The sequence below is a fragment of the Actinopolymorpha cephalotaxi genome (assembly GCF_013408535.1).
GTDB classification, from domain to species: Bacteria; Actinomycetota; Actinomycetes; order Propionibacteriales; family Actinopolymorphaceae; genus Actinopolymorpha; species Actinopolymorpha cephalotaxi.
This window is the reverse complement of record NZ_JACBZA010000001.1, coordinates 5,089,044-5,113,783: the sequence shown is the minus strand read 5'-3', so window position 1 is coordinate 5,113,783 and position 24,740 is coordinate 5,089,044. Positions and strand designations below refer to the sequence as shown.

Annotated in this window: 31 protein-coding genes; 14 read left to right on the top strand and 17 right to left on the bottom strand. The window is 66.9% G+C overall.

Features of this window, described 5'->3' with window-relative positions; translation table 11 throughout:
• Nucleotide 1: 1 nt before the first annotated feature.
• Nucleotides 2-604: a cysteine hydrolase family protein gene (locus FHR37_RS22690; RefSeq protein ID WP_175542400.1), complete on the top strand. Its 603-nt coding sequence runs from the start codon at nucleotides 2-4 to the stop codon at nucleotides 602-604.
• Nucleotides 605-1,887: 1,283 nt separating this feature from the next.
• Here FHR37_RS22690 and FHR37_RS22685 read toward each other — a convergent pair.
• Entirely contained in the window at nucleotides 1,888-2,490 is a 603-nt protein-coding gene (locus tag FHR37_RS22685) for a PH domain-containing protein (protein ID WP_139238849.1), read from the bottom strand.
• A gap of 92 nt (nucleotides 2,491-2,582) precedes the next feature.
• On the opposite strand from FHR37_RS22685, the gene FHR37_RS22680 reads away from it, so the two are divergent.
• Nucleotides 2,583-3,092 (top strand): hypothetical protein, encoded by a 510-nt coding sequence (locus tag FHR37_RS22680; RefSeq protein WP_092882159.1) that lies wholly within the window; start codon nucleotides 2,583-2,585, stop codon nucleotides 3,090-3,092.
• Between the two features lie 69 nt (nucleotides 3,093-3,161).
• Here FHR37_RS22680 and FHR37_RS22675 read toward each other — a convergent pair whose 3' ends face one another.
• Together FHR37_RS22675 and FHR37_RS22670 are read right to left on the bottom strand one after the other, a co-directional pair.
• Nucleotides 3,162-4,982, bottom strand: a complete 1,821-nt coding sequence (locus tag FHR37_RS22675) for an ABC transporter ATP-binding protein (RefSeq protein ID WP_139238850.1) — start codon at nucleotides 4,980-4,982, stop codon at nucleotides 3,162-3,164.
• Entirely contained in the window at nucleotides 4,975-6,837 is a 1,863-nt protein-coding gene (locus tag FHR37_RS22670) for an ATP-binding cassette domain-containing protein (protein WP_175542401.1), read from the bottom strand. Before FHR37_RS22670 ends, FHR37_RS22675 begins: the two co-directional genes overlap by 8 nt.
• A 241-nt stretch (nucleotides 6,838-7,078) precedes the next feature.
• Between FHR37_RS22670 and FHR37_RS22665 the strand changes: the two genes are divergently transcribed.
• The gene (locus FHR37_RS22665; RefSeq protein ID WP_092882165.1) at nucleotides 7,079-7,630 is read left to right on the top strand and encodes an AAA family ATPase; all 552 of its coding nucleotides are present in this window, start codon (nucleotides 7,079-7,081) and stop codon (nucleotides 7,628-7,630) included.
• 67 nt (nucleotides 7,631-7,697) lie between these two features.
• Nucleotides 7,698-8,237 carry a hypothetical protein gene (locus FHR37_RS22660; RefSeq protein WP_139238851.1) on the top strand — a complete coding sequence of 180 codons (540 nt, stop codon included), beginning with the start codon at nucleotides 7,698-7,700 and terminating at the stop codon, nucleotides 8,235-8,237.
• A gap of 4 nt (nucleotides 8,238-8,241) precedes the next feature.
• Here FHR37_RS22660 and FHR37_RS22655 read toward each other — a convergent pair whose 3' ends face one another.
• From FHR37_RS22655 to FHR37_RS22635, 5 genes are all read right to left on the bottom strand, one after another.
• On the bottom strand, nucleotides 8,242-9,195 hold the full coding sequence (locus FHR37_RS22655; protein ID WP_092882169.1) for a phosphotransferase family protein: 954 nt from the start codon (nucleotides 9,193-9,195) through the stop codon (nucleotides 8,242-8,244).
• 75 nt (nucleotides 9,196-9,270) lie between these two features.
• Nucleotides 9,271-9,531, bottom strand: coding sequence for a YciI family protein (locus FHR37_RS22650; RefSeq protein WP_092882171.1), 261 nt, complete (start codon nucleotides 9,529-9,531; stop codon nucleotides 9,271-9,273).
• Nucleotides 9,532-9,632: 101 nt separating this feature from the next.
• Nucleotides 9,633-10,409: a nucleotidyl transferase AbiEii/AbiGii toxin family protein gene (locus FHR37_RS22645; protein WP_202817948.1), complete on the bottom strand. Its 777-nt coding sequence runs from the start codon at nucleotides 10,407-10,409 to the stop codon at nucleotides 9,633-9,635.
• Nucleotides 10,406-11,035, bottom strand: coding sequence for a type IV toxin-antitoxin system AbiEi family antitoxin domain-containing protein (locus tag FHR37_RS22640; RefSeq protein WP_092882173.1), 630 nt, complete (start codon nucleotides 11,033-11,035; stop codon nucleotides 10,406-10,408). The genes FHR37_RS22645 and FHR37_RS22640 overlap by 4 nt, the downstream gene beginning before the upstream one ends.
• A gap of 141 nt (nucleotides 11,036-11,176) precedes the next feature.
• Nucleotides 11,177-11,686, bottom strand: coding sequence for a hypothetical protein (locus tag FHR37_RS22635; protein WP_139238852.1), 510 nt, complete (start codon nucleotides 11,684-11,686; stop codon nucleotides 11,177-11,179).
• Nucleotides 11,687-11,823: 137 nt separating this feature from the next.
• Between FHR37_RS22635 and FHR37_RS22630 the strand changes: the two genes are divergently transcribed.
• Nucleotides 11,824-12,486 (top strand): hypothetical protein, encoded by a 663-nt coding sequence (locus tag FHR37_RS22630; protein WP_092882177.1) that lies wholly within the window; start codon nucleotides 11,824-11,826, stop codon nucleotides 12,484-12,486.
• A 36-nt stretch (nucleotides 12,487-12,522) separates the two neighbouring features.
• On the opposite strand, the gene FHR37_RS22625 is transcribed toward FHR37_RS22630, so the two are convergent.
• Nucleotides 12,523-13,041 carry a GNAT family N-acetyltransferase gene (locus FHR37_RS22625; RefSeq protein WP_092882179.1) on the bottom strand — a complete coding sequence of 173 codons (519 nt, stop codon included), beginning with the start codon at nucleotides 13,039-13,041 and terminating at the stop codon, nucleotides 12,523-12,525.
• 210 nt (nucleotides 13,042-13,251) lie between these two features.
• On the opposite strand from FHR37_RS22625, the gene FHR37_RS22620 reads away from it, so the two are divergent.
• The 4 genes from FHR37_RS22620 to FHR37_RS22605 all read left to right on the top strand — a co-directional run bounded on the left by FHR37_RS22620 (nucleotide 13,252) and on the right by FHR37_RS22605 (nucleotide 15,839).
• Nucleotides 13,252-14,088: a hypothetical protein gene (locus FHR37_RS22620; RefSeq protein ID WP_202817949.1), complete on the top strand. Its 837-nt coding sequence runs from the start codon at nucleotides 13,252-13,254 to the stop codon at nucleotides 14,086-14,088.
• 80 nt (nucleotides 14,089-14,168) lie between these two features.
• Nucleotides 14,169-14,498 carry an HIT domain-containing protein gene (locus FHR37_RS22615; protein ID WP_092882183.1) on the top strand — a complete coding sequence of 110 codons (330 nt, stop codon included), beginning with the start codon at nucleotides 14,169-14,171 and terminating at the stop codon, nucleotides 14,496-14,498.
• Nucleotides 14,498-14,887, top strand: coding sequence for a hypothetical protein (locus FHR37_RS22610; protein ID WP_092882185.1), 390 nt, complete (start codon nucleotides 14,498-14,500; stop codon nucleotides 14,885-14,887). Before FHR37_RS22615 ends, FHR37_RS22610 begins: the two co-directional genes overlap by 1 nt.
• Before the next feature lie 115 nt (nucleotides 14,888-15,002).
• The gene (locus tag FHR37_RS22605; RefSeq protein ID WP_092882459.1) at nucleotides 15,003-15,839 is read left to right on the top strand and encodes an alpha/beta hydrolase; all 837 of its coding nucleotides are present in this window, start codon (nucleotides 15,003-15,005) and stop codon (nucleotides 15,837-15,839) included.
• Nucleotide 15,840: 1 nt separating this feature from the next.
• Here the strand turns inward: FHR37_RS22605 and FHR37_RS22600 are convergent, their stop codons facing one another.
• Nucleotides 15,841-16,482, bottom strand: coding sequence for a GNAT family N-acetyltransferase (locus FHR37_RS22600; protein ID WP_092882187.1), 642 nt, complete (start codon nucleotides 16,480-16,482; stop codon nucleotides 15,841-15,843).
• Nucleotides 16,483-16,738: 256 nt separating this feature from the next.
• Here FHR37_RS22600 and FHR37_RS22595 point away from each other — a divergent pair, with 256 nt between their 5' ends.
• Nucleotides 16,739-17,422 carry a DNA alkylation repair protein gene (locus tag FHR37_RS22595; protein WP_237768644.1) on the top strand — a complete coding sequence of 228 codons (684 nt, stop codon included), beginning with the start codon at nucleotides 16,739-16,741 and terminating at the stop codon, nucleotides 17,420-17,422.
• Nucleotides 17,423-17,477: 55 nt separating this feature from the next.
• On the opposite strand, the gene FHR37_RS22590 is transcribed toward FHR37_RS22595, so the two are convergent.
• Complete coding sequence (locus FHR37_RS22590) at nucleotides 17,478-18,242, bottom strand: MerR family transcriptional regulator (RefSeq protein ID WP_202817950.1); 765 nt, start codon at nucleotides 18,240-18,242, stop codon at nucleotides 17,478-17,480.
• A 141-nt stretch (nucleotides 18,243-18,383) separates the two neighbouring features.
• On the opposite strand from FHR37_RS22590, the gene FHR37_RS22585 reads away from it, so the two are divergent.
• Nucleotides 18,384-18,767, top strand: coding sequence for an SHOCT domain-containing protein (locus FHR37_RS22585; RefSeq protein ID WP_092882191.1), 384 nt, complete (start codon nucleotides 18,384-18,386; stop codon nucleotides 18,765-18,767).
• A gap of 21 nt (nucleotides 18,768-18,788) precedes the next feature.
• Here the strand turns inward: FHR37_RS22585 and FHR37_RS22580 are convergent, their stop codons facing one another.
• Nucleotides 18,789-19,031: a hypothetical protein gene (locus FHR37_RS22580; protein WP_092882192.1), complete on the bottom strand. Its 243-nt coding sequence runs from the start codon at nucleotides 19,029-19,031 to the stop codon at nucleotides 18,789-18,791.
• Nucleotides 19,032-19,083: 52 nt separating this feature from the next.
• Here FHR37_RS22580 and FHR37_RS22575 point away from each other — a divergent pair, with 52 nt between their 5' ends.
• Nucleotides 19,084-19,479 (top strand): VOC family protein, encoded by a 396-nt coding sequence (locus FHR37_RS22575; RefSeq protein ID WP_237768645.1) that lies wholly within the window; start codon nucleotides 19,084-19,086, stop codon nucleotides 19,477-19,479.
• Here the strand turns inward: FHR37_RS22575 and FHR37_RS22570 are convergent.
• The gene (locus tag FHR37_RS22570; protein WP_092882194.1) at nucleotides 19,476-19,889 is read right to left on the bottom strand and encodes a hypothetical protein; all 414 of its coding nucleotides are present in this window, start codon (nucleotides 19,887-19,889) and stop codon (nucleotides 19,476-19,478) included. The genes FHR37_RS22575 and FHR37_RS22570 overlap by 4 nt on opposite strands.
• 226 nt (nucleotides 19,890-20,115) lie before the next feature.
• On the opposite strand from FHR37_RS22570, the gene FHR37_RS22565 reads away from it, so the two are divergent.
• Both FHR37_RS22565 and FHR37_RS22560 read left to right on the top strand, forming a co-directional pair.
• A complete protein-coding gene (locus tag FHR37_RS22565; protein ID WP_330831765.1) occupies nucleotides 20,116-20,856 on the top strand; it encodes a VOC family protein in 741 nt (246 codons plus the stop codon).
• A gap of 49 nt (nucleotides 20,857-20,905) precedes the next feature.
• Nucleotides 20,906-21,418 carry an AAA family ATPase gene (locus tag FHR37_RS22560; RefSeq protein WP_175542402.1) on the top strand — a complete coding sequence of 171 codons (513 nt, stop codon included), beginning with the start codon at nucleotides 20,906-20,908 and terminating at the stop codon, nucleotides 21,416-21,418.
• A 6-nt stretch (nucleotides 21,419-21,424) separates the two neighbouring features.
• Here the strand turns inward: FHR37_RS22560 and FHR37_RS22555 are convergent, their stop codons facing one another.
• The 4 genes from FHR37_RS22555 to FHR37_RS22540 all read right to left on the bottom strand — a co-directional run bounded on the left by FHR37_RS22555 (nucleotide 21,425) and on the right by FHR37_RS22540 (nucleotide 24,690).
• Nucleotides 21,425-22,462 carry an alpha/beta fold hydrolase gene (locus tag FHR37_RS22555; protein WP_175542403.1) on the bottom strand — a complete coding sequence of 346 codons (1,038 nt, stop codon included), beginning with the start codon at nucleotides 22,460-22,462 and terminating at the stop codon, nucleotides 21,425-21,427.
• 162 nt (nucleotides 22,463-22,624) lie between these two features.
• Nucleotides 22,625-23,176 (bottom strand): AAA family ATPase, encoded by a 552-nt coding sequence (locus tag FHR37_RS22550; RefSeq protein ID WP_237768646.1) that lies wholly within the window; start codon nucleotides 23,174-23,176, stop codon nucleotides 22,625-22,627.
• Nucleotides 23,177-23,277: 101 nt separating this feature from the next.
• Nucleotides 23,278-23,760, bottom strand: coding sequence for an NUDIX hydrolase (locus tag FHR37_RS22545; protein ID WP_092882198.1), 483 nt, complete (start codon nucleotides 23,758-23,760; stop codon nucleotides 23,278-23,280).
• A gap of 90 nt (nucleotides 23,761-23,850) precedes the next feature.
• Nucleotides 23,851-24,690 carry a Fic family protein gene (locus FHR37_RS22540; protein WP_202817951.1) on the bottom strand — a complete coding sequence of 280 codons (840 nt, stop codon included), beginning with the start codon at nucleotides 24,688-24,690 and terminating at the stop codon, nucleotides 23,851-23,853.
• Between the last annotated feature and the right edge of the window lie 50 nt (nucleotides 24,691-24,740).

Sequence of the window (24,740 nt, the reverse complement as noted above, 5' to 3'; positions counted from 1 at the left end):
CATGCGATTGATCAGCGTTGATTTCCAACACGACTTCGTGGCACCTGGCGGGGTGCACTATCGGGGCCAGCCCTGCGTCGACTTCGTCACGGGCACGGTCGTGCCGTTCGCCCGCGCACACGGTGTCGCGGTGGCCGAGATCGTCTCCGACTACCGCAGTCCGGGCGGCGACGACGCCGATGCCACCTGCGTGCCCGGTCAGTGGGGGTACGAGTCCGCGATCCCTCCGGCCGTCAAGCGCGCGATTCCGTGGGTGAAGGCATCCATCGCGCCGACCTGGGTGCGCGACGGCGGCGGACGGGCTGATGCCGTCCCCGGACCCGCGCGGCCCGATCCGGCGGGGTTCACGACCTGGCTGGACGCCACGATCGGCCCGCCGGACCAGGGCGGACCAGTCGTGATCACGGGATTGGTGTTGGAGGTGTGCGTGCTGGCGACCCTGATCGAGATCAGGCTGCGCGGTTACCCCGCCACGGTGCTGGTCGAAGGCGTCGACACCTACGACGGCGACCAGCGACGCAAGTCCGAGTTCCTCGACACCCTCGCCGGATTCTGGGGGCAACCAGTGACCTGGGCCGAGTGTGTGGCCGGCCTCGCAGATTGAACGTACGTCTGGATGGCCACGCCCGTTTCTCAGGACCTCCCATTCAGTCGCTCCATCGTCTGAAAGACGTCGGTGAGAGAACGACAGCGGATGACCTTGCCGGAAACCGGTGACAGGAACACCTTCAATGTGCGGGCTCCGTTGGCATCGTCCCGTTCTCGTAGATCCTCGGCAGTTGCCGGCGGCCGTGAGGGGTAGGCCCATGCGCCACGTGCGGTTCTGACCATGGACCGTAAGTCCCAGTCACGACTCCCACGTCGGCGCCACAGAACGGCGTGCTGCAGCGCTCCCACAATGGCCACCGGCGCTGAGTAGTCGAGCCACAGGATGATGTCGGCAGCATCTCGCAGCGCTTCGGTCCAGCCTGCGTACTGACCGCCTGCCGCCCAGCGGGCACTACTGGCAAGTGCGGCAGCCCGTTCGCGTCGTGCCTCGTCGGAAACTCTCGCCCACTCCCGGAACGGGGCATTCGGCTGGTGGCTGGGTGGCTCGTAAGCCAGTCGATCCAAGTCGTGGTGCGGCAGCATCCCACGCGACGTAGCCACCATGGTCGCCACGTCAGTCGTGACACCCCCCGGACCGCCAAGAACGAGCACTCGCCTTGGACGCACCGGGGCCGCAGCGCCCCACTCCGGTGACATGACCGCACCCTACGCGCGTAAAGCACTGCGTTCATGGGAGTGAACCTGCCGACCGTTGACTCCTGCCCGCAACCATCCACTCTGTTTGGTTCCGGCCAATGTTCGCGTCTGCGATCATCACCAGGTGAAGTGGGACGTCCTCTGGAGCGGCTTACGGACTGCTGGACATGCGATCTTCTACGCAGTTGTGGGGATGGCCTGCGCGGCGTTCATCGTGATCGGAGTCATCGAAGTAGTCGGACGAGACCGTCCCATCTACTGGGGCACTTTCACGGAGACTTCGACCACCTGCGACCCGGTCACGAAAGAGCGAAACTGCACGATCACGGGCCGGTGGGTAAGTGACGACAGAAAGACCACGAAGGACGTCGTTGAACTCGATGGTTTCGTCGAGCCTGGCCACTCGGTCCGGGCGAGTTACCAACCGGGCGGCCTCATGGGGGACGACGAGAACAGTGTCGTGCACACGGCCGCCTGGTCCAGGGCCGGCCTCTGGCTGCCCTGGGTGGCTGCTGTGTTCACTGGGGCGGTGATCTGCGACCGGCGTCGAGACTGGCGACGTAACGCCCGTAGGCACCGGGGTCGCGCCCCCAACGCGGCCGAACTGAGCTGACGCACGGTCAGCGGAGGAGGACCAACCAGCTACCTGGGCCGCCATAGCGCAGGCGTGTCGAGCTTCCACGTTCCCCACGCGACCACGACGACCAGGATGAGAACGACGGGAAGCAGCCACCACTGCACATGGAGCAGGCGGCGTGGCTCGGGCGGTGGCATGTCCGGCCCTGCGAGCGGCCTGTCCCGGGCGGCCGCGATGAGCCGCTGAGCGCGACGAAGCGTGCGGTCTCCGAAGATGTCGAGGAAGATCGAACCGCCGAACGCGAGCGCACGTACGTAGTAGTAGTCGGGCATCACGATGGTCAGCCCGTCAACGGCCTCAACGTCGTCGATGGCGCGCCAAGGTATCTCGTGGGTGAACACCGGGTTCCGGACGATGAGGTGACTCGGGGTGATTTCGAGTCGTGGATAGCCGCCCGTTCGCCAGATCACCCATGCGAGCGCGACGCAGAGACTCGCTGAAATCAGCCGGTCCACAAGAGAGTTCTCGCCCGGAGGAGAGACCATGGCTGCTACTCCGAGCGCCATCATCCCCAGCGCGAGCACACCGACGAAGGCGGCCGTGCCGGGCCGTCGCAGCCGGATCACACCGTCAGATCGCTCGATCCGAGACGAGCTCTCGTGCACCACGTGCACGATTGTGCCCGACCCGGCAGCGAACCCAGATCTCGATCTCGGCGCCACTCACCTCACGGGCGCGGTCGTGGCCCTACTCTGTGCGCATGCGATGGCTGGCGGTGTCGTGGGTGGCGTCCCTGGCCGTCCTGTTGGCCGGTTGCACAGTGCCCGTCAACGGATTGACCGGGATCAGCGTCGATCAGCAAGGGCACCTGATCGTGGTCCTCGCCTGGTGTGGTCGCACGGCCCCCGATGGAGCCGTCATCTTCCACGACGTGGGGAGTGACGAGTCCGGTCAATCGGTCGGCGACGCCGACTACGACGCGCCGAAACTGAGCGGAGGTCTCGCGTCGTTCCGCGTTGACGCCCCCGGAGATGGGTGGAAGCTGGACGGCAAGCCGCCACGGTTCCGCGAGAAGATCACGTACTCCGCCTTCGGGGGGACCAACGACAACAGTTGGTCGACCGGCAACGTCGACTTCCAACTGGCTACGACAAGGCTTATCCAGCCCGGGCACGTGCTCCTCCAGGAAGACAACGGCCACGACATCCAGGTGACCAGGCGCGTGTTCTACCGGATGGCCCACGACCCCAACGAGGTGGAGTGCGGCTGAAGACGCGTGCCCCCGACGTGCCCCCGGTCAACAGCTTTGTCAGCTCTGGTTCGGCGGGCAGGCCTTTGCTCAGGTGTAGGCCCGTGCCTGCAGGGCGAACAGCTCCGCGTAGAGCCCTTCGGCGGTCATGAGCTGGTCGTGGTCGCCGACCTCGACGACGCGGCCCTTGTCGAGTACGACGATGAGATCGGCCATCCGTACGGTGGAAAACCTGTGGCTGACGAGCACGGTGATGCCGCCGACCTCGCCCGCGGCACCGGATGCGCGGGCGAACCGTTCGAGCAGCGCGTGCTCAGCCTCCGCGTCGAGGGCGGCGGTCGGCTCGTCGAGGACCAGCAACAGCGGTGTCCGCCGCATGAAGGACCGAGCCAGCGCGAGGCGCTGCCACTGGCCCACGGACAGGTCGACACCGTCTGTCCACGCAGCACCGAGCTGGGTGTCAAGTCCGGCTTGCAGATGGGTGACGACATCGGTGGCGTCACCGCGGGCCAGCGCATGACGGATGGCCTCGACGTCCTGCAGGCGTGGAAGATCGCCGACGCCCACCGTGTCGGAGGCGCGGAACTCGAACCGATCGAAGTCCTGAAAACCGGCACTTGTGCTGGCCCGCCACTTGCCGGTGTCGACGTCGGCGAGTTCGCCGGTGTCGATTCGGATGGAGCCGGCCGTCGGCTCGTACAGGCGGAGGAGAAGCTTCACCAGTGTCGATTTCCCGGCGCCGTTCTCACCGACCAGAGCCACGCTCTTCCCCGCGGGCAAGTACAGGTTGACGTCGCTGAGCGCGGCGACATCAGCCTGGGGATAGGTGAACCCGACACCGGACAACGTGATACCGGTCTGCAGAGTGCTGGGAGGTTGAGCACCGTTGGCCCGGTCGCGGTTGTGTCTGGCGTAGGTGACCAGGTCTGCGTACGCCTTGAAGTCCCGCCACGTCCTGGCGGTTCCCCGGACCTGACCGGCGACCGAGCCCGCGGTCTGATCGACGCGCGTAGCCAGCAGCACGATCAGGGCGATGTCGCCGGCCGGCGCGTGGCCGTTGCGTACGAGCAGGACGATGTAGACGATCGCCGCCGCGTATCCGAGCCCGAACGCCAACCGGGCGGCCAGTTCGACGACCAGCCCGCGGGAGCCGGCCTGTATCAGCTCCTCACGCTCGGCTGCCAGCAGCCGGCGGTGACGGTCGGGGAGCAGCTCGGACAGGCCGGACGTTCGAACTTCCACGCCGTGGCGAGGAGCCGTGGCGATCGCCTTCAGGCTCGTACGCATCCGGCGGTGGACGGCGACCCGTTGCCGTGCGTCCTGCTCCCATCTACCGGCGACGGTGCCGGACCAGACCCGCAGGAGTCCGAGCACGGGGAGGGCGAAGAACTCGGGGCGAACGCCGGCCAGCAGGCCGAAGGTGGCGGCCACCTCCAACCCGGTGACCAGGGCGGCTACCAGGCCGGTACCGATGAGGCCAAGGTTGCCGATTCGGCCGCGTAGGTAGGCCACCCGGTCGGCCTGGACGGGATTCTCGTGATGCGCGACGCCGGGGATCCCCGAGACCAACGACATCAGCTTCCGGTGGATGTACACCTGGCCGCGATCGTTCACCGTCGCCTCGATGGGATCGAGCACGGGGGAGATCAGCACGGTGAGTGCGAAGCCGCCGATCAGAAGCGCAGCCCCTGTGTGCATGGACGCAGGACTGCCGGCGCCACCGCCGGTGACGGCATCGATGACCAGCTTCACGCCGACCAGCGCGGCCAACGGGGCAAGCGCGCGGACGGCTGTCAGGACGAGCTGGACGCAGGTCAGTTTCGGGCTGGGCGCGAACCCCGCGGTCAGCCACAGGCGCAGCGGCAGCAGACGGCTCGGCTTCTGGCCGTGAACTCGTTCAGCCTCAGACATCCTGGCCTCCCGCCTGCGGAGCACTGGCGTCGGGAACGGCTACATACCGGTCGGCCTGCAGTCTGAACATGCGCGCATACAGGCCACCGGAGGCGATCAGGTCCTCGTGGGTTCCGGACTCCGCGATCAGGCCTTCGGTGAGGACCACGATCCGATCGGCAGGGCGTACGACGGAGAAACGGTGGGAGATGATCAGCGAGGTGACGCCCGCAGTGTGCTGGAGGTACTGGTCGACCAGGGAGGCCTCGGCGCGGACGTCGAGAGCGGCGGCCGGCTCGTCCAGAACCAGCATCCCAACGCCGTTCTCGATGGCCGCAAGGGCTCGCGTGAGGGCCAGCCGCTGCCACTGTCCGGCGGAGAGGTCGACGCCGCCTTCGAACTCCGCCGACAGCAACGTGTCCCATCCACCCGGGAGTCGCTGAACGAGCTCGTCGGCATCTGCACGGCGGGCCGCTGAGGCAGCTCGGAAACGCTCCGTCTGGTCCGCGGGCGCCGAACCCAGTAAGACGTTCTCGGTGACCGACATCGGGAGGCGGACGAAGTCCTGCACGATCGCGGCGACCTGCCCCTGCCATCGCGTGAGTTCGGTGGCGTTCAGGGTCGCCAGGTCGATGCCGTTCGCCAGCACCCGGCCGCCCGTCGGTCGGTAGACGCCGGTGAGCAGTTTGACGAGGGTGGACTTCCCGGCGCCGTTGACTCCGACCAGGGCCAGTCGTTCGCCCGGAGCGATCCGGACCGAGAGCCCGCACAGGACGTCACGGTCGTGGCCGGGGTATCCGAAGCTGACGTCCTCGAAGACGATCTCGCTCGCGCTGTCCCATAGGGCCGGCGCCGCGGTGTGCGGCGCCGCGCTAGCAGCTGACGGGTGGCCCGGTTCGCCCACCCTGGCTTCCAACTCTGCCAGCGCACGGAGCGCCTGCCGTCCGGTCTGCCCGCTGCCCAGCCCCGAGTTCCACCACATCAGTGCGCCAAGGGTCTGCGGTACGACGACAAGGGCGGGGATGACGGTGCTGACCTGCGTGACATTCAGGTCTCCCCGCCGGGCAGCGTCGAGGGCGTACGCGATCCCGGCCAGCAGGACGACGGCGTAGAACGCGATCGCAGCGGTGGTGATCGCAGCCGTACGTCGGCGAGCTCTCCAGACCGACTCCATCGTCGACTTCCACAGCGTCACGTAACGATCCGTCAGCCACGACGACAGGCCGAACACCCGCAACTCCTTCGCCGAGCGGCCCATCGCGAGGTCGAAGAAGTACTCGGCCCGGCGCTGCCCCTCGGTGTCACTCGCCCACACTGCGCTCTCGATCCTGCGCAGACGAGCGAGCCACACCTCCACCGACAAAGTGATCGCGACCAGCAGGCCCGCGTACCACCAGCCGAGGATCGATCCGATCACCGCACACGTTCCCAGTAAGGAAGTGTGGACGGCGGCCAGGCCGATCTGGGACCCGACAGCAGAGCTGATCGACGTCCATCCCACACCCGCCGAGGCCGAGTGCAGGTTGTGAACGACAGGGTCGTCGAGGTGGGCGACACCACGTGGCCGGACGAACGGCGTCAACCGTGCGTCCTCCACCGCCGCCTCGGACCGGGTAGTCAGCTCGGCCTTCAGATGCTCCATCACCAGCGGCAGTGCAGAACTCGCCAGAAACGCCGCGACAAGCAGAGACACCAGAACGACGAACTGGGTGGCCGTGTCGTCGCTACCGGAGGCGAACCGCCCGCCGGACCCGATCACCAGGCCCGCGAGCGGGAGCATCGCCACCCACGTGAGCGAACTCAGCACGGCGCAGCCCAGAGCCAGTAGCAAACGAGCGGGGGCGACGCGGTATGCGTACGCAAGAACAGTCAGCATCAGTGACCTCATCCACGAAGGGGGAGCGAGAAAGCTGATGCGGTGGGGCCTCGAACGGTCGAGTGAACTATCGGGAGTTGCGAGGCGGCACCGCGGATGTCGAACCCGACACGGCGACCACCTCCAAAGTCACTACGACCTGCCGCGGGACGCTACCAGGTTGGCTCCTGTCCCGCACCGGTGTTTACGGGCCTCCGGCAAAGGCTGGACCGCCGGCAGTGCTGCCCGTATCGTCCTCGCGATGGACCTGGTCTACCTCTACGGGCCGCCGGCCGTCGGGAAGCTGACCGTCGCGAGAGAGCTCGCCGCTCGCACGGGCTACCGGGTGTTCCACAATCACCTGGCCATCGACTGCGTACGGCCGGTCTTCGAGTTCGGAAGTGATCCGTTCTGGCGCCAGGTGCACGCGATCCGTGAAGGCATCCTGGCGGAGGCCGCGCGGGCGGGCCGGGACCTGATCTCCACGACGGTCTACAGCCATCCGGACAGCGATCCGCAGACCGTACGCCGGTTCGAGGCCGTGGAGGGCAACGGCGGGCGAGTGTGCCTGGTGAAGTTCACCTGCTCGGCGGGGATCCTGGCGACCCGCGTGGTGGACGCGCAGCGGAAGACGGCGGGAAAGCTCGCCACGGTCGACGGTCTGCACCGGGCCATGGCCGAACACGACCTCTTCACGCCGATCCCCTGGCGCGAAAGTCTGCAGCTCGACACCGGCCTCCTCGGAGCCGCCGAGACGGCTGAACGCATCATCGCCGAGTACGACCTACCTACCCTCGACCAACCGGATCGCTGAGGCCGAAGACGTAAGCATTGTCGTCGCGCAGGTGCTGCGACGGCAGTGGCTCTGTCATGATCCCGCCATGAAGTCGGCTCCCAGGTGGATGCCATCGGCGGTGGCGCTCGGCCTGCTGGCCGTGGTCCTCGTCTTCTGGCACGCCACCACGCCGGTCCCCCCACCGGCTCCACCCGAGCTGCCCGGGCCTTCCACTCGGGAGTACGTACGAGCGCAACTGAAGATCGTCCGCGGCGTGAAGATCGTCCTGCCGGTCAACCTGCCCGCGGGGTACGACTACCCGACGGCGTACCACTACGCGACCGCGCAGATCGCCGACGACCAGACAACGGTGTCCGGCCATGATCGCGCAGACTCCCGCTCCGTCGTCTTCTACCCGGCCAGGGGTGGTGCGCAGGCGGACCTGCCCATCGTCATCATGTGCGTCCAGTTGACCGACCTGAAGAACGAACTGTGCCCGTCCACGGCCGACTCCCGGCACCTGCAGCGGCACTACCGGCACAGCCGAGTTGCCATCTACGCCGTGAGCAAAGCTCACTGGGACGTCGCCGCGTGGAAGACCGTCCGGCTCACCGACGACCTGAACCAGGTCCGTTGGCTGCGCTGAGACCCTAGGGGAGGGGGCCGCGTTCGAGGAGTTCGGCGAGGAGCCTGACCGTTGCGTCGACATGTTCGGGTTGCCAGGTCCGCAGGCTCCACCCTAAGTGGGTGAGGCCGAGCTGCAGCTCGTAGCAGTGATGGCGTATGGCAGCATCGACGAGCGCGGTCTCGTCGGCTCGCAGGATCGGGTCCTCGAGCAGTCCGGACAGCGGGTCGATGGCCGCGATCCCGGGGTAGAACACCGGCCCCCAGGCACTGCACCAGGCGGCGTCGTACAGGAAATCCCCGCGCAGCGAGCACTTCCAGGAGATGACCGCCTGAACCCGGCGGTAGTCCGGGCTTACCAGCACGTTGCCGTGCAGGAGATCGCCGTGGATGAGGTCGCGGCGTTCGGGGCAGGCCTCGATCAGCGTCCCCACCCGGTCGCTGACCGCCGTCGACAGGGCCGCGAGCTTCGGGTCGGCGGCCAGGTCGGCGCGCCAGCCGTGTGCCCGGCTCCCCGGGTCGTCCACCAGTCTGCCGAGGACGAGCTCCCGCCAACTGCGGGCCGGTGTGCCCGCCGGGTGCCACATCACCGGGATGTCGGGGGCCGCGGGTACCTGCTGGAGCGCGACGAGCAGGCGGGTGAGGGTGGGGGCCACAGCGTCGGCGTGCTCGACCGGGGTGTCCTCCAGGAACTGCCCGTGATGGCGTACCGAGATGGCGTACGCCAGTCCGTCCGGGGTGGTCCCAATCTCCCTGACCTCCGGCACCGGCAGCTCCGGTCCGCCGAATGCCATCGCCATCCGGTCGGTTTCGTACCACGAACGTTCACGGCCGAAGCGGATCACCAGCTCTTCGTCGCCCGCTCGGTAGGCCCACGCCGACGACCACGCGCCGCCGGTGAGAGGCTCAAGGTCACTGGGAGGGCTACCGGAGTGTCGGGTGAGGAACGCGGCGACCTCATCGCGTGTGGGGTGCTGCATCCGGCCAGTATCCGCCCAGGTCGCCCGCACGCCCGTCGACGGGTTCGCCACGCTTGGCGTCAGGACGTGTCGCGGTCAGGCGTCCCAGGGCAGCGGTTCACTCGGCTTCACCAGGCCCTTGGTGACGAACGGATCCCCGGCGACGAATCGATGCGCGGAATCAAGCGAGGCGAAGATCGCCATCGATCCGTTGGTGAGAGGGTCCTCGAAGGCTCCGATGCCGACGATGTCGGTGGCCGGCTCGAACGCGTCGATGTACGCCTTGTGAAGGGGGTACACCGTCATCAGGTCGGCCGCGCGCTCTTGGACGGTCGAGTAACGCACCACGTACTTCATGCGTCGACATTAACTGGATCGAACGATGCGAACCCGCCATTATGTCGTGTCTGGTTGGGTGTCCCCGGTGTGGCGGCTCAATGTCGCTGACCGTCGATTGATCATCCCCAGCGCTCGTTCACGGCGTCGGCCCACGCCGTGCGTACGATGCCGAGCGCCTCAGCTGCAGTGACCCGGAGGCGGGTCTGCTCGGCCAGGGCGGCATGCCATACCGGCTCGCTCGGCGGAGTGGAGAACATGAACTCGCGCGGAGGTGTGCCGGTAGGTCCGAACCTGGCGAACAGGGTGGCTGCCACGGCGGTGATCGACCTGGCTTCGGCCAGGGCCCACAGGTCGTAGAGGTCGCGAGATGCGCCGCGTTCGGCCCAAGCTGCGGTTTTCGATCCGGCAAAGGAGGCAACGGTCGGCACGTGCAGAGCTGCGGGACGTGCATCGTGATACCGCTGCTCGATGTCGTGCAGCTCCGTCGGCCAGGACTCATAGTTTCGCCCATCAAGTAGCTGCACCCGTATGGACGTTCCACTCGTGGTGTGTATGACAGCAGGATCCACATCGCGGGTGGTGAACGGCGGAGACCACGAGAGCCTGCCGTGGCTTCGCCGTAAGGCTGTATCGATCGAACGCACGAATCGCTCGGCGATCTCGGCACGATTGCCGAGGGCAATCAGGTCGATGTCCTCGGAGAGTCTCGCGTGGATCAGGTGAGTCCGGCTGAGCGCCGTCCCACCGAAGAAGACGACCTCGTTGCACAGGCTGTCGGAGATTGCGGCGAGGATGTGAGAAATAGCGTGATCGCGACGGACCTGCTCGTCCGCGACACCGAAACGTGCGATCTCGCGGTCCAGGTCTTCCTGGGAGAGTCCGAAGCCTGCCGTCACGATGCCATCCTGCGGACCCGCTCGAGTGCTCGGCCAAGTCTTTGCGTGGAGGCAATTTCGGCCATCTGGTCCCAATCACAGCGCGGCATCAGTGTCTGGATGGCTGCCATGGCTTCGCCTTCGGCTGCACCGATTCCAGGGAGGTGCGCGAGGTCGAGCACGGTCTGCTCAGGCGTGGTGACCAGGCAATCGCCTAGATCGGTCTGCATCAACTCCACCTGCAGGACGGCGATGTCGCGGACAAGGAAACGCACCGTGGCTTCGCGATCGGTCAGGCGCAGAGACTGCCGGCGTCGTGGCGCAGCGATCGTTGCGGTGGCGATCGCCCTGGGGATCGCATTGTGCAGTCGGGCGGCGGTCAGGCTCATCAAGGCGTAGTTGCCCGTGCCGAACTCCGCTGCGCCGATGCCAGCGGCCGCCCCCTCCAGGGTAGGCAGCCACTCGCTACCCACGCGATTTTGTGGGACCACCGTGTAGAAACCCTCGGCAACGCGGTGCAGTAGGCCCTGCGTCTCCAACCGCGCCAACTCCTTGCGAGGGTTGGAGTACGCGGCATCGCGCGGGCGGACGGTGCGCAGCGGCGCGCGAGCGACGTCGAACGGCAATCCGGGGTGTCGAGCGCTCATACTGGCTCCGAACAACGAATCTTCGGCTCTAGTAGCCTTCGAGGCTACACTAGCCGCACTTTTGGCAAAGCGGTTGCAGTACGAACGCATAACGTGATGATCATCGTCCGGTTCGGCGGACTCGACCGGCGCCGCTCTGGGTCATGGGTGGGGCTGGCCTGGATCCGTCTGCTCGGTGCGGTCGTCGTCGCGCCGGTCCAGGGCTGCTTCTCGTTGATCCAGTGCTGCTTCTCGCTCGTTAGCGGCGGTCTCTCGGCGGTCGGCGACACGTTCTCGTTCGTCGGCGACTGCTTCGCGGTCGTCGGCCACCCGCTGACGCTCCTTCGCGGCGAGTTCCCGTGCCCCGAGTTCGACAGGAAGTGCGTCTCCGATCCGGATCCGCTCCTGCGCCGCCTGGGCGCGAAGTGTCCCGGCCGCTTCGCGTTCGCGTCCCGCGACGGCACGATCTTCCCGCAGCCGCCTCCGCAATGCCGCGGCACGATCACGCCACAGGTCGGGGGAATGCCACTCCTGGATGCACCGGTCGAACTCCTGCGCCGACCGATCGCGAAGCTCGGCAGCGAACTGGCGCAACCTGGCCTCCCGCTCCCGCAGCTGACGAACAGTTTCGTCGTACTCAGGACCGCCATCGGGGGGCAGGTCCGTGCCCATATCTTGGAGTCTAGGCACCTCGCGGGCCGCCGATCGAGGGGCCATCCCTTACAAACAAAGCAATTGCTGGTACGAAGTGGCCCAAACCCACCCGATGTGAGCGTGAGACCGACGGCCGGCCGCGCTACGTTGGACGTGTGCCCACAGCCGACGACGGTCGGCAGTACGAACCGATCGAAATCCCACGAAGGCAACGGATCGCGCTGAGCTTTCGGCAGCGAGCCGCGGAGGCCCGTGCGCTCGCCGCGCGGCTGCGCAAGGGAGCGTCGGAACGCAGAAGGCTCCTCGCGGCGCGGGAGGGTGAAGCCGCCTCCGGTCGCCATCGAGCCACCGGTGAACGCGCCGCGGCGACCGAAGAGCGCGACAAGGCCAGCAAGGAACGACGGCGCAAGACCTACATCCGGAACATGGAGGCCGAAGCTCGCCGCCGGCTTCAGGAACTCCGGTTCATCGAGGCCGACGAGCGTTCGCGTAGCGCCGACGAACGCGATCGTCTCGGCAACCAGCGCAACCACGAGGCCGACGAACGTGACCTCGAAGGCGACGAGCGGGAACGGATCGCCGACGAACGGGAACGTAGGGCCGACCAGCGGGACCGCGAAGCTCACCATCGGGAGCGAGTTGCCGATGATCGTGAACGCGACGCCGACCAGCGCGACCACGAAGCTGATCAACGTGACAGTGAAGCCAACCAGCGCGAGCAAGCCGCGGACGACCGGGAGAAGGCTTCCGACGAGAAGGAACCAGCCACCGGCGAGCTGGACGTCCCCTATGCCCGCCGGCACACCGACGCCCCCTGACGCCTCACGGAGGCTGGTTTGTCAGGCCGCGCGGCTTCACCGATGCAGATCGATCCAGTAACGCCTCACCGGGCCATGGTCGCTGTCGCGAACACCTTCGAGCACTCCGCCGTTGCGTTCGATCGTGCGGGCCGAAGCGACGTTGTCCTCCAAGCAGGGAACGAGAACTCGGTCCAGGCCCAGAGCACGCGCCTCGCCGAGCATTTCGCGCAGCGCCCAACTCGCGAGTCCGCGACGGCGTGCGGAGGGACGGATGCCGTAGCCGATGTGGCCGATGTCGTCGCTGAACCAGTGCCGCAGGGCGATTCCCCCGAGCACATGGCCATCCTCGACGATCCACCGGGGTGAGCCGTGGCGTTCGTCCGGACAGGGGTCCTCGGGCGGATGAGTCAGGCGCGTCCGCTGGTGAACCCAGGCCGCGAAGCCGTCTGCTGAGTCCAGGTCGTCATCGGCGGACAGGCCGAAGCCGTCCTCGTGCAAACCAGGTCCCCAGTCGTCCCGGCACTCCAGGAACGCCGCGTGCAACTGGGTGGTCGGCAGGATCAGTTCGGGCATACGGCCACGTTAGTCGGCGACCCGTGTGCGTCCACGCCTGATCGCCGACCGATTGCACACCCAGGCGTACGTGCGCCGCAGTACTGTCTGCCCAGGCTGTCCTCGTGATCGGTGCCGGCGACGAAACGAAGGGGGTGACAAGTGGCAGTTGACTGGTCACGGACGGAAGTGCTCGCAGCGATCCGCACCCACTTGCTCCAGGCTGGTGCGGTGACCGACGGGTACGCCGGGGTCGAGGTGATCGCGCGGGCCGAGACCATGCTCCTGGTCTTCCGTTGGCGGCGTGACCCGAACGTGTACGCGATCGAGGTCGACTACCCGAGGTCGCCCGAGAGCCCGATGACAGGTGAGCCCGCGGAGTCGGCCGATGAATGGGCGCAGCACCTGGGATGGCATCTGAGCGAGGAACTGGGAACCGGACTGGTACACCGTGCCCGCCGGACCCTCCGAGACGGCCGTGTCCTGTTGGACGTCGACAATGCACCTGACGTCGGTCCGCCCGGATTCCACATCGACTCGGTCCAGTTCGACGATGACGATCACCGCGGACGGTCACCTGGACGGCGACGGTTCGGGCAGCTCCGGCAGGAGGTCACGAACACCTTCTGGGTTGCATGGAACTGCCTCTTCCGGCGCAGGCTGTACGGCGTGTCGCTCACCGTTCCGCCGGAGCCGGCGGGCGAATCCGCGCCCGAGCTCTGGCTGACCGAGCCTGCGATGGACGACACCATCCCCAGGCGGTTGCTCGCGGCTGGGCGTCTTGCCTGTTGGGTCCGGACGTACTCCGAGCACGGAGGAGTATTCGTCGGCCAGGCCGCGGCGTCGTGGGAGGACGACGAACGCACTACCGCCCGCGTCGAGGTGCTGTACACGCTCCCCGGGGTTCCCTCGGAAGTTCGCCATGCCCTGGCGCGCCACATGATTGTTGAGGCGGCCGGGGGCGGCGCGCTACGGGTGGTCACCTTCATCGACGATCCGGTCCTGCCGCGCCTCGGATTCCGGTCCTCGGGTGCCGGTGAGTTCACAGTCGGAACGGCTCACGAGTAGGCAGACGGCCCGCTACGATCAGCGACTCGGGCCGACGTCGTGGGCGCCGACGCGACAAGGACCGGGGATGAGGGGCAGTTGTGAGTGAGGACTTCTACTGCGATGAGGCGTTGAGTGGCCGAACGCCGGTCGAGGTCGTTGCCGAGACCGAGGAGGCTCTGGCGTTCCACCACACCAGACCCTTCTGGCCAGTACACATTGTCGTGGTGCCGAAGCGGCACATCCCGTCGCTGACAGACCTCGGCGGCGCTGATGAGGGTCTCCTCCACAGCGTCCTGGCCGTGGTCCGTCAGGTGGCCGGACGGGTCGAGACCGAGCACGGCGCATGCCGCGTCCTGACGAACCTCGGCCGCTACCAGGACTCGAAGCATCTCCACTTCCACGTCGCTGCCGGAGAGGAGCTCCGATAGTGGACATGGGCCGGATCTGGCGTTCCTTGCCGGGGTGGTTGCTGGTTAGCTATGCGCTGCTTCTCCTGCTGCTGCTCGGCTACACAGAAATCCTGAGCGCCGTGATGGGTGCCTACTCTCCGCTCGGAGTGGCGCCGGTGCCGGTGTTGATCTCCGTCGGGCTGGCCTGGCTCGTGTGGTGCCGGATCCGCCTTGCGTGGTGTGTTCTCGTTACGCTGAGCGTCCTGACGTTGTTCGTGATCGTCGTCAGCAGCGATGTCACCGCGTACAACTTCCCGCTGTTCCCGGTCCTGGGTGCCCACGTGGCGATCCTGCTGTCGCCCGCCATACGCACCCACGTGGCGCGACCAGCAGGGTCGGCTCCGCCACCTGCACCGGACACGGCCTGATCGCCGGGAAGTACGCCGGCGCCCTTCCGGTCGTTCAGCCGGCAGCTTCGGCTGAGCGCGTCGGTCTACGGAAACCTCTTGTGGCTTCCGTCCGGCCTCCCGTAGCGTGCCGGCCGTGATTGTCGAGGTGCCCTACCAGCCGATTCCTGTCGATCAGTCGGACGTTCGTTACGTCCACGGACCCGACTCGGAGCTTCGGCCGGGTGTTCCCGCCGGTGAGACCGTCGAGTTCGAATGGAATGACAGCGCGATCTACCCAGGCACGTCACGGAAGTTCTGGGTTCACGTGCCCGTGAAGTACGACCCCTCCGAGCCGGCGTCGCTGATGGTGTTCCAGGACGGGCAGTGGTACCTCGACCCGGACGGAGAGGTGCGCGGTGGAATCGTTCTGGACAACCTGATCCATCGCGGCGAGATCCCGGTGACCATCGGTGTGTTCGTCGACCCCGGTGTCTTCGTCGGTGCCGAGAACCCGAAGAACCGCAATGCCGAGTACGACGCGTTCGACGACCGCTACGTCAACTTCCTCCTGACGGAGATCATCCCCCAGGTCACCGACCGGTACTCGATCACCGATGACCCGGACCGGTGGGGTATCTGCGGTGGCAGCAGCGGGGGCAACTGTGCCTTGACAGCCGCGTGGATGCGTCCGGACAAGTTCCGGCGAGTCATCGGCTACCTGTCCAGCTTCGTTCAGATGCCGGGAGGCAACCCCTACCCGGAACTCATTCCCAGTGTCCCCAACAAACCGCTGCGCATCTTCCTGCAGGCGGGTCACCGTGACCTGGGCTGGAACGAGCCCAAGGGGAACTGGCTGGCGGCCAACCTGCGCGTCGCGGCCGCGCTCGCCGAAGCGGACTACGACTTCCGTCTCGTGCTCGGCGACGGTGACCACAGTCCGAACCACGGTGGAGTCCTGCTGCCCGACGCCCTTCGCTGGCTGTGGCGATGACTCAGTCCGCAGGCGTCGTGGGCGAACGTTGGTAGTTCTTCCGCAGCAGCACGCAGACTGTCAATGGTGGGTTGCCAAGGGCTCCTTCGAACTCCTCGCTCCACAGGTCACCGGCGTATCGCATGCCGATCCGTTCCATGACAGCACGCGAACGTACGTTGTGGTGATCTGTGCACGACATCACGGCTTCCATCCCGAGGACGTCGAACGCGTACGCCAGCCCGGCACGTCCGACCTCGGCCGCATAGCCGCGGCCCCAGAACTCGTGCCGTAGCGCCCATCCGATCTCCAGCCAGTTCGCGTGCACCACGGACGGGTGGCGGTTCTCGTGCACGACGTCCACCCACGGCTCTGCCGGCAGGAAATCGTAGACCCGCCCCCAGTCGTCGTCTACCGGTGTGCGTCCCAGGCCACCGCGACCGACGACCTCACCACTCACCCGGTTGTACGCGATCCACTTGGCGGCGCCGTGCGAGCGCCACGACTCGCCCATCGACGCGGCCCACCGCTCGACCTGCAGTCGGTCCGGCTTCTCGTTGCCGTACGAGGGCCACGCCTCGTCGTCGCCATGAACAAGCCACAGGTCGTCGGCGTTGGCCGGGCCGACCGGCTCAAGCCGCAGGCGTTCGGTGTACTCAGCCATGTCGCAGGACGCTAGCGGTTACGCCTGGTGCTCTCAAAAGGTTTGCGTGGCTATGGTGTGGCGGCACGCGCAGAGCGGGACGACACCACCGACGACGCTCGCTGGTTCACTCGTGATGCCGCCGGTGGGCTCGATCTCTCCGCGCATGCCCGTTACGGAGTTGGGCTTCTGATCGGCGACACCGAGCTGGACGTGGGTCGATCCCAGCGACGCCCGTCGTAGTGTGAAGCCGATACGGCACAAACAGGAGGCTGAGGTGGCCGAGAAGACACTGACCGATGTGACGGTGGCCGAAGTGATGGCCGAGCTGGCCGCGCTCGAGGACCCCAAGGTGCGCGAGGTCAACGAGAGGCACGGTGACGATCACGGGGTCAACCTCGGCAAGCTGCGCGCGGTCGCGAAGCGGCTGAAGACCCAGCAGGAGCTCGCGTGCCGGCTCTGGCAGACCGGAGACACCGCGGCGAGACTGCTGGCGTTGCTGATCTGCCGCCCGAAGGAGTTCGAGCTTGACGAACTGGACCTGATGCTGCGTGAGGCGCGTACACCCAAGGTGCACGACTGGCTCGTGAGCTACGTGGTGAAGAAGAGTCCGTACGCCGATGAGCTTCGCCTGCGATGGTTCGCGGACGAGGACCCGGTGGTCGCGAGCGCCGGCTGGGCCCTCACCACCGAGCGCGTGACGAAGAAGCCGAGGGCCCTCGACCTCGAAGGGCTGCTGGACATCATCGAGGCGGAGATGAAGCATGCCCCCGATCGTCTGCAGTGGGCGATGAACGCGTGCCTGGCGCAGATCGGGATCGACCATGCCGAGCACCGCGCCCGTGCGCTCGACATCGGCGAGCGACTGGGGGTGCTCAAGAACTACCCGACACCGCCTAACTGCACGTCCCCGTACGCGCCCATCTGGATCAACGAGATGGTGCGCCGGCAGGAGGAGTAAGGACGCGCGCCATCCGCTCGCCGGCGTCGGCGTCGGCCTCGGCACGCGCGTCCGGTCAGCGTGCCTGCCGTACCCGCTCGATGTAGCCGACCAGAGCGGACAGCTGGTCAGCGCTCCAGGGCAGCCGCCGGCTGAGCTCGTCGGTGTGCTCGGTCCACATGCGCCGAGCCGCCTCCTTCGTCTGCTCCCCCTCGGAATGGAAGGCGTCGCCGAGCTCGTCCCAGCGGCGGACGAGTTCCTGAACCCGTTGGTCGTCCGTCGCGGTGTCGGCCCGAACATGCGCGAGCAGGTCCTCGACGAGACCGACCCACTCGCGTCGTGCGGCGTCCACCGAGTCGGCGCCGATCTCGACCCGGCGCTGCGCCAGTTGCTCCTGCTGTTCGTGGGTGAAGTAGTTGTCCAGCACCGAGATCATCTCCAAGGTGGTCATGAAATGGCCCGAAGCGGGAACTGACGGCCCGTCGAGCTGCCGGAGCAACCCGTCGACCTGCAGGGTCAGCCGCGCGATCCGTTGCCCTCGGGACCGAAGATCGCTCAACTGGGCTTGCAGCAGAGTGCGCATCGACACCAGGTCGTCCGGCGATCCGGCCACCACGTCCCCGATGTCCTGCAACGACATCCCGAGCGACTGCAGTGCCCGAATCCGGTACAGCCGGTGCAGGTCTGCCTCGGTGTAGCGGCGATGGCCGGAGGTCGTACGCCCGCCTGCCCGCAGCAGGCCGATCTCGTCGTAGTGGTGCAGCGTCCGCACGGTCACGCCGCTGGCGGCGGCCAGCTCGCCGATGCTCCACCGACGTCCGGTGGCGTCCTTCCCGGTCACGTCGGCAACCGTAGGACCTGACGCCACGTGAGGTTCAAGCTCTCGCGTCCTGAAGACCGCCCCATGCGGGTGATGCGCCACCGCACGACGGCGCGAGGCTGGGTAGCGGCGTGCCCGCACAGTCCGAATCGGGGAGGAACCATGCAGTATCCCCTCTGGCAGATATTGGTCACCATGGCCGCTCTGTTCCTCTGTATCTTGTGGATCTTCCTGCTGTTCAAGGTCATCACCGATCTGTTCCGCAGCCAGGATGTGGGCGGATGGGGCAAGGCGGGTTGGTTGCTGTTCATCGTGATCTTCCCTGCCATCGGGGTCCTGACGTACCTCGGTGTGCGTGGGCCGTCGATGGCCGAGCGAGAGATGGCGGCGGCGGCCAGGCAGGAGCGGGAGGTTCAGGAGTACGTGCGTACGACCGCCCGCATTCCGAACCAGGCGGACGAACTCAGCAAGCTCGCCCAACTTCGGGACCACGGTGACATCTCCGAGGCTGAATACCAACGGGCCAAGGAGAAAATCCTCAGCTGAGGTGACTGGCCCGGTGGAAACTCAGGTTTCCGCTCGGGCCGGCCAGCCGATCAGCAGGGGTGTGCCGCCGACTTCTTCAAGCAGCGGTGTGAGCTCTCCACGCACCCAGGCCTGGACGGGCGGCTCGAACGGATCCGGCCGGTTGGGCGACCACGAGTGGCGGTGTACCGTCGCGCCCCGGCGTTCGGCGACCAGGGACGCGTACATCAGCAGGCCTGCCGCCGGCCCGAACGCTCCACCGGGAACCACCACCGCGTCAGCCATGACGGCCAACCTATCTTGAGAACCGGCAAGCGGACCTGCCATGGTTGGCGTCGTGACTCGATCTCCGCAGCGGTACCCCCATGGTGACCTCGTCGTCGTGATCGACTGCTCGGATCTCGAACGTTCCGCGAGGTTCTGGACCGGCCTGCTGGGATACGAACGCGCCGGCGCGGCGGTGGAGCCCTACCAGAGCCTGGTGCCTCCCGGCGGTGGCTGCGAACTGCTGCTGCAGCAGGTGCCGGACGCCAAGCGTACGAAGAACCGCGTTCACCTCGACCTGCGAACGAGGGACCTCGACGCCGAGGTCGAGCGCGCCCGGTCGCTTGGAGCCGCGCTGCTGACCGAGGAGCCCGTCGTCGAGGAAGGATGGGGCTGGCACGTCCTGGCAGACCCGGACGGCAACGAGTTCTGCGTACTGCAGCCGCCGGAAGAGTACTGGCGCGGTTAGCGGGTCGGAGAGGGCGTCGAGGGGAGCGACCGCGTGAGCGCCAACAACACCAGCGCGATCACAACCGCCGCCGACAACCCGATCAGCAGTGGTGGGCGTTGCCCTGGCGTGAGGTGGTGCAGCAGGCGAACGTGAATCAGCAGGTGCGGCACGGCGAACACCAGATACACGGCAAGCGCGGTGCGCACCATGCTCCGCCCCGTGATGACGACGCTCACTGCCAGCACCACCGACGTCGCCAGGCTCATCGCGCCGTAGTCCATCATCAGGTGCGCGTTGTACGGCATGTGCATCCCGACCCACGGAATGTCGAAGAACGAGCGGGGAGACATCAGCGCCCAGCAACCCACGACGAACTGTGTGCCGGCGAGGAAGGCCAGGCCGAGACGGAGCCAGGTGCGCGCGTTCATGCGGCAATCCTCCTACTCCGATGACCGTTGCCGGTGGTGAGAGTTGACAGATCCTGTTACCCATGCCGGGTGACCTTGGCATCGTCCCTAGCGACGGACGTGCGGTGGCGATGGAGCACGAACAATCACGTTGCACGGTGGAGGGCCGGCGCCTAGCGTTCGCTCCACCAACTGTGGCCCGGCGGACGTGCCACTCCGCGCGGCCTTCGACTCAGAGGATCGGGAGGTGCGGAGCCGAATGACCTGTCAGCTCGACGCGCTCTGCTTCGACACGAACAACCCTTCTCTGCTGGCCCGATTCTGGGCCGGAGTCCTCGGCCGGGAGCTGGTCGACGATCCGCAAGCCGGGGTTGCGCTGCTGCCGAGTGACGACATCGGTTTCAGGCTTCGCTTCCTGCCGTCCCAGGCGCAGAAGACGGGTCAGAACTGGACCCACTTCGACCTGACCAGTACGTCCCTGGAAGACCAGCAGGCCACGGTGGCGAGGGCGCTCGAACTCGGTGGCCGGCACCTCGACATCGGTCAGGGGCCGGACGCCCGTCACGTCGTGCTGGCGGACCCGGAGGGCAACGAGTTCTGCGTGATCGAGCCGGGCAACAACTTCCTCGCCGGCACCGGGTTCATCGGCGCGCTCGCGGGCGACGGCTCGCAGGAGGTCGGCTACTTCTGGAGCGCGGCACTGGGCTGGCCGCTGGTCTGGGACCAGGACGAGGAGACCGCGATCCAGTCGCCCCACGGCGGTACGAAGATCACCTGGGGCGGACCGCCCGTGGAACCGAAGACCGGCAAGGAACGCCTGCACTTCGACCTCGCCCCACCCGCGGACGGCGACCAGCAGGCGGAGGTCGACCGGCTCGTCTCCCTCGGTGCGACGCGCATCGACATCGGTCAGGGCGACGTCAGCTGGGTGGTCATGGCCGACCCCGACGGCCGCGAGTTCTGCGTACTGCCTCCGCGGCTGCCCTGATGAACCCGTGACTCGGCCCGAGTGGTCTCACGAACGGCCGGAAGTGCCGGTGCTGGTACTCAGCGGCACCGTCGGGGTCGGGAAGACCAGCGTGGGGCGAGCCATCTCATACCTTCTGAGCCAACGGCAGGTTCCGCACGCGCTGATCGACCTCGACTGGTTCGAGACGTTCTGGACGCAGCGGAAGGACCTCGAGCAGAACGAGGAGACGCTGCACAGAAACATCTCGGCCGTGTGGCAGAACTACCGGGACGCCGGCGCCGAGCGACTTGTGTTCTGCCGCATCGTGGAGGCGAACGCCGTGCTGGACCGGCTTACCGACGCGGTTCCGGGAGCCCGTCCGATCGTGGTCTGGCTGGCGGCTCCCACCGATCAGGTGCTGGCCCGAATCAGGTCACGAGAGGCCGAGGACCCGAGCTGGTTCATGGAGACCTCGGTACAGGTGGCGGAAAGAGTCGTACCCGAAGACATCGCCGACCACGTGATCCACGTCGGTGAACGTACGCCGACCCAGATCGCCGAGGAGGCCCTTCGCCTCACCGGCTGGGGCGAGCTCCGCTGAACCGGCTCACGCGGGTGACGCGACGCGCTGCGGTGCGCTGGTCTCGTGTACGAAGCGGTTGATCGCCTCGGCCACCTGGGCGGGTTGGTCGAGGTTGTCGAAGTGGCTGGCGCCGGTCACCCATTCCAGCTTCACGTTCGGGAACCTGCTCGCGGCATCGTGGAACAACCACTGCGGCTGCGAATCGTCCTCGGTCGCCTGCAGTTGCAGGATCGGGAACGGAAAGCTGTCCTCGGCGATCCGGTCCGTGGCGGCGGGCAGGTCCCAGTTGCGGGCAAGGTAGTAGTGCGCGACCGCCTCTGCGACCCCCGGCCGGGAGAACTCGTACACGAGGTAGTCACGATCCTCCGGCCGCAGTCGCGTCGTCATCCGCGGCGGATAGACCTTGTCGATGAGCTTTCCCGGGTCCTGCATCTTGTGCCGGCCGAACCAGTAACTGCGGCAGAACAGCCACTGCGGCTTGAGCCGGTAGAAGGTGATCCAGTCCCTCAGCGACTTCGGGCTGGCCAGGTCGACCTCCATCCGCACGTACCCGAGGATCCGCTCCGGGTAGTTGCCGACGAGGATGCTGCCGATGACCGTGCCCCAGTCGTGTGAGACGACGTAGAACTTCTTGATGCCAAGGTCGTCCATGAAGTCCAGGGTCTGCCGGGCGACCGTGTGCCAGTCGTAGTTGCGGTCCTCGTGGTCGGATCGGCCGTACCCCTTCATGTCGACGGCGATCAGCCGGTAGTCGTGATCAACCAGCGGGAGAACGTGGCGCCAGGAGTACCAGCTTTCGGGTAGTCCGTGCAGGAAGAGGATGACCTCGCCGTCACGCGCGCCTTCGTCCACGTAGTGCCAGTTCAGGCCGTTCACAACCCGGTCCTGGTGGTTGAAGTCGGCATCGACGCGATCGTGTGCGGCCTGCTGCTGCGCCCGAAACGCTACGTACTTCTTGGTCAGGCCCTGTGCACGCAGGCGGTCGTACACCTGGGTGTACGCGACACCCGCAAGCCCCGCACCCGCCGTGAGCAACGCTGCTCGTTTCACCAGCCTGCGCATCGCGATCATCCCCTTCGTCTCGCCGCTGCCAAGGCCCCACCAACCACCACATCAGCACCTCCTCGGCAAAGCGCAGGGCCTTGTGGTGCAGGGTTTCGCGACCCAGGTACCGGACCGACAGCCATGTCCGCGGCGTAGGTCGGGGACGAGCAGCCGAGGGAACTACTTCAGCCGGGCGCGGTGTGCCGCTTCCCTGACGATCAGTTCGGCGGTCGCGCCGGGGGTGAGGCCAGAAGTGTCGAGCCACCAGCCGACGTCGCCGAAGTCCCGTCGCAACCCGGCCTCGAGCCGGTGGTAGCCGTCGAACTCCCATCGCTCACTCAGCTCACGCGTCGCGTTCCGCTGCCGGCAGACGTCGACGGTTGGGGCGAGGGTGACGAGATGAACCGGCCGCGGCGCCATCAGGCCGACGAGGAAGTCGAGCTCCGCAAGATCTGTCACGAGCTGGTCGAGCAGCACGGTGAAGCCGAAGTCGATGTAGTTGTTCGCCAGACCGGCCAGGTTCCGGTCACAGAGCTCGCCCTGCCGCCTGGCTTCGTCCACTGGTTCGCCCAGCCGCCAGACGCGGCCGCTGAGAACCATCTCGTTCACGTCGTCGGCCTTGATCCGAGCGGCGCGAGGCAACAGCCGGGCGGCCAGTCCGGTCACCGTCGACTTCCCCGCCCCGGGCATCCCCGACACGATCACGCAGTCCTGCAGGTCTTCTCCGGTCACGGCCACGATCGTGCCGAGCCGCCGTGCGGACCGGCAACCCCATTTCGGCCGGACCTCCGGCGGATCACTTCCGAGCGATGTCCAGGACACGCCACAGGCACTCAGTGCTGGATGAGGCCGCCGACCGGGACGGGATCGACGTGGCCTGTGGCCGGTGTCAACCGCGCCAGGGTGAGCCCGACGTCGACCAGCGACGAACGAGGTAGCCGGGCGACGTCGGGAATCGGGGTCCACACGGATTCGACGACGTCGCCGTCCGGCTCGGGCCGCAGCTCGCCGCCGGTGATGCGAACCTGGTAGAAGATCCCGACGTTCTGGTGCTTGATCCCTCTGCGTGCCTCGGTTGCGGGAATCACCCGGGAGTCCACGCCCAGCAGGCGCTCGACGACTGCCTCGTAGCCGGTCTCCTCGGCGACCTCCCGGATCACCGCGTCGTACGGATCCTCCGCGTGCTCGACCCTGCCACCCGGAAGGGTCCAGGTGCTCTCGACCACCGCCGAAACGAGTCGGGCCAGGAGCACCCGGCCGTCCTCGACGCACACGGCGTATGCCGCGAGCCGGAAGCTTGGCTCCGTGCCGTCCACCAGCCCCTCCGATCTCCCAGCGTTCAGGACGCCATTCCCCGATTATGCGGGTCACCTTCCAGGCGATACCCAGCCCCCACGCATCCGGTCTCAGCCTCGTGGGGACTTGTAAGGGTCGCTGATGGTGTGGCGGCGGTGCGCGACGTCGAGTACGTCGGAAGGAAACTGAGGACCGGCAACGTAGTAGCGGGCCTTGGTGTTGCCGACCGGAGTGAGCAACCCCGCTCTGGTCAGGGCCTGGATGTCGCGGACGGCCTGTTGGTTGCTGAGAGCCTCGGCCTTCTCATAGCGCGAACGGCGTACGCGGCCGGAGATCGCGACGTCGTGCAGTGCGGTGATCTGGCGTTCGGCGAGGTGGAGCCGATCGGCGTGGTCGGCCAACGCGATCCAACAGTCGGTCGAGCGTTGTACGCGGTGCCGGACCCGCTGGGACTGTTCGTGATACGCGCGCAGGTTGAAGCGGACCCAGGGAAGAGTCTCCCGCTTGGGTGAATACACCGGCCCGCCCACTTCCCGCAGCACGCTGTAGTACTCCCACGTGTTGCCGGGAAGGCCGAGCCATTCCTCGATCGAGGAGAACTCGGGGGCCACCACGCCTGCTCGGGCGATCAGCAGGGTCTGCAGGCTGCGCGACATCCGGCCGTTGCCGTCGATCCACGGGTGGATCTTCACCAGGTTGAGATGAGCCATCGCCGCGCGCACCAACGGATCCGCCTCGAGATCACCTTGATTGAGCCAGGAGACCAGCTCGTCCATCAGATGAGGGACGTCCGCCTCGTCCGGTCCTTCGTATTCGGTGGCGTGCGGGTCGCCCGCCGTCGTGATGAAGATGGGCTTCTTCCGCCACCGGCCGGCCGGATAGTGAGGATGGTGATGGCCCTGCAGCATCCAGTGCAGTGCGTTGAGAAGACCCTGAGTACTCGAAATCATCGACGTCCCACAGTGACTGGATATAGGTCATCGTCTGTTGAAAGGCGAGC